The sequence below is a fragment of the Paraburkholderia sp. Ac-20336 genome, from assembly GCF_017105025.1.
Taxonomy (GTDB): domain Bacteria; phylum Pseudomonadota; class Gammaproteobacteria; order Burkholderiales; family Burkholderiaceae; genus Paraburkholderia.
The window spans coordinates 1-2,886 of the sequence record NZ_JAAGPS010000261.1 but is presented as its reverse complement, the minus strand read 5'-3'; the positions used below and the strand labels follow the sequence as shown (position 1 = coordinate 2,886).

At 64.4% G+C, this 2,886-nt stretch carries 1 protein-coding gene; it reads left to right on the top strand.

Annotated features, from left to right (window positions below; genetic code table 11):
- Positions 1–2,886, top strand: a 2,886-nt coding sequence (locus GXB81_RS30775; RefSeq protein ID WP_205991185.1) for an FAD-binding oxidoreductase, incomplete at both ends; no start/stop codon positions are given.

Below are 2,886 nucleotides of genomic sequence, written 5' to 3'. Positions count from 1 at the left end.
CTCGAACAGCTCGGCCCGGTCGAGATGACCGACCTGCCCGGCGTCGATCGCAAGGTCGCGACGATCTTCTCGGGCGCGGGCGTCGTCACGCGCCGCGTGACCGAGGCGGCCGAGCACGCCGGCTTCGTGTTCGCGGTCGATCCGACCTCGCTCGACGCATCCTGCATCGGCGGCAACATCGCGATGAACGCGGGCGGCAAGAAGGCGGTGCTGTGGGGCACGGCGCTCGACAACCTCGCCTGGTGGCGCATGGTCGACCCGGACGGCAACTGGCTCGAAGTCACGCGTCTCGAACACAACCTCGGCAAGATTCACGACGTCGAAGTCGCGCGTTTCGAGCTGAAGTGGTTCGACGGCAACTACGCGCCGGGCGAGAAGCTGTTGCGCACCGAAGCGCTCGACATCAGGGGCCGCGTGTTCCGCAAGGAAGGCCTCGGCAAGGACGTCACCGACAAATTCCTCGCCGGCCTGCCCGGCATCCAGAAGGAAGGCTGCGACGGGCTCATCACGTCCGCGCGCTGGGTGCTGCACAAGATGCCCGCGCATACGCGCACGGTGTGTCTGGAATTTTTCGGCCAGGCGCGCGAGGCGATTCCGAGCATCGTCGAAATCAAGGACTACATGTTCGAGACGTCGCGCCAGGGCGGCGCGATTCTCGCGGGCCTCGAGCATCTCGACGAACGCTATCTGCGCGCGGTCGGCTATGCGACCAAGAGCAAGCGCAACGCGTTTCCGAAGATGGTGCTGATCGGCGATATCGTCGGTAACGATGCGGACGCGGTCGCGCAGGCGACCTCGGAAGTCGTGCGCATGGCTAACGGCAAGAGCGGCGAAGGTTTCGTCGCCGTGAGCGCCGAGGCACGCAAGCGCTTCTGGCTCGACCGTAGCCGCACCGCCGCGATCGCGAAGCACACGAACGCGTTCAAGATCAACGAAGACGTGGTGATTCCGCTCGACCGCATGGGCGAGTACACGGACGGCATCGAGCGCATCAATATCGAGCTGTCGATCAGGAACAAGCTGCAACTGGTCGACGCGCTCGAAGCGTTCTTCAAGGCCGGCAAGCTGCCGCTCGGCAAGAGCGACGACGCCAACGAAATTCCGAGCGCCGAGCTGCTCGAAGACCGCGTGCAGCAGGCGCTCGATCTGCTCGTGCGCGTGCGCACGCGCTGGGAATTCCTGCGCGACAGGCTCGATCTGTCGCTGCGCGAGGCGCAGCACTATCTGGTCGGTCTCGGCTACGAAGCGCTCGCCGGGAAGTTCGCCGACCGCGTCGACGCGCAGCCCGACGCGACGGTGTTCCATCTCGCGCAGGACCGCACGATCCGCGTGTCGTGGAAGCAGGAAATCCGCGCCGAATTGCGGCAGATTTTCAATGGCGGCGAGTTCAAGCCGATCCTCGAGGAAGCCCAGACGATCCACAAGCGGGTGCTGCGTGGCCGCGTGTTCGTCGCGCTGCACATGCACGCGGGCGACGGCAACGTGCATACGAACCTGCCGGTCAACTCCGACAACTACGAGATGCTGCAGGACGCGCATGCGGCGGTCGCGCGCATCATGACGCTCGCGCGTTCGCTCGACGGCGTGATCTCGGGCGAGCACGGCATCGGCATCACGAAGCTCGAATTCCTGACCGACGACGAGATCGGCGAATTCCGCAAGTACAAGCAGCGCGTCGATCCGCACGGCCGCTTCAACGCGGGCAAGCTGCTCGAAGGCGCCGACCTGCGCAATGCCTACACGCCGAGCTTCGGCCTGATGGGCTACGAGTCGCTCATCATGCAGCAGTCCGATATCGGTGCGATTTCCGAGTCGATCAAGGACTGCCTGCGCTGCGGCAAGTGCAAGCCGGTGTGCGCCACGCACGTGCCGCGCGCGAACCTGCTGTACAGCCCGCGCAACAAGATTCTCGCCACGTCGCTGCTGGTCGAGGCGTTCCTGTACGAGGAGCAGACGCGCCGCGGCGTGTCGATCAAGCACTGGGACGAGTTCAACGACGTCGCCGATCACTGCACCGTCTGCCACAAATGCGTGACGCCGTGCCCGGTGAAGATCGACTTCGGCGACGTGACGATGAACATGCGCAACCTGCTGCGCAAGATGGGCAAGAAGAAGTTCAACGCGGGCAACGCGGCGGGCATGTTCTTCCTGAACGCGACCAATCCGCAGACCATCAACCTCGCGCGCACCGCGATGATGGGCGTCGGCTACAAGGCACAGCGCCTCGGCAACGAGGTGCTGAAGAAGTTCACGAAGAAGCAGACCGCGCATCCGCCGGCCACGGTCGGCAAGCCGGTGGTCACGCAGCAGGTGATCCACTTCATGAACAAGAAGATGCCGGGCAACCTGCCGAAGAAGACCGCGCGCGCCTTGCTCGACATCGAGGACAACAAGATCGTCCCGATCATCCGCAATCCGCAGACGACCACCGCCGACACGGAAGCGGTGTTCTACTTCCCGGGCTGCGGCTCGGAGCGCCTGTTCTCGCAGGTCGGTCTCGCCACCCAGGCGATGCTGTGGGAAGCGGGCGTGCAAACGGTGCTGCCGCCGGGCTACCTGTGCTGCGGCTATCCGCAGCGCGGCTCGGGCCAGTTCGACAAGGCCGAGCAGATCGTCACCGACAACCGCGTGCTGTTCCACCGCGTCGCCAATACGCTGAACTACCTCGACATCAAGACGGTGGTGGTGTCGTGCGGCACGTGCTACGACCAGCTCGCCGGTTATGAATTCGACAAGATTTTCCCGGGCTGCCGGATCATCGACATCCACGAGTTTCTGCTGGAGAAGGGCATCAGGCTCGATGGCGTGAACGGCGTGCGCTACATGTACCACGACCCGTGCCACACGCCGATCAAGACGATCGACCCGGTCAAGCTCGTCAATCAG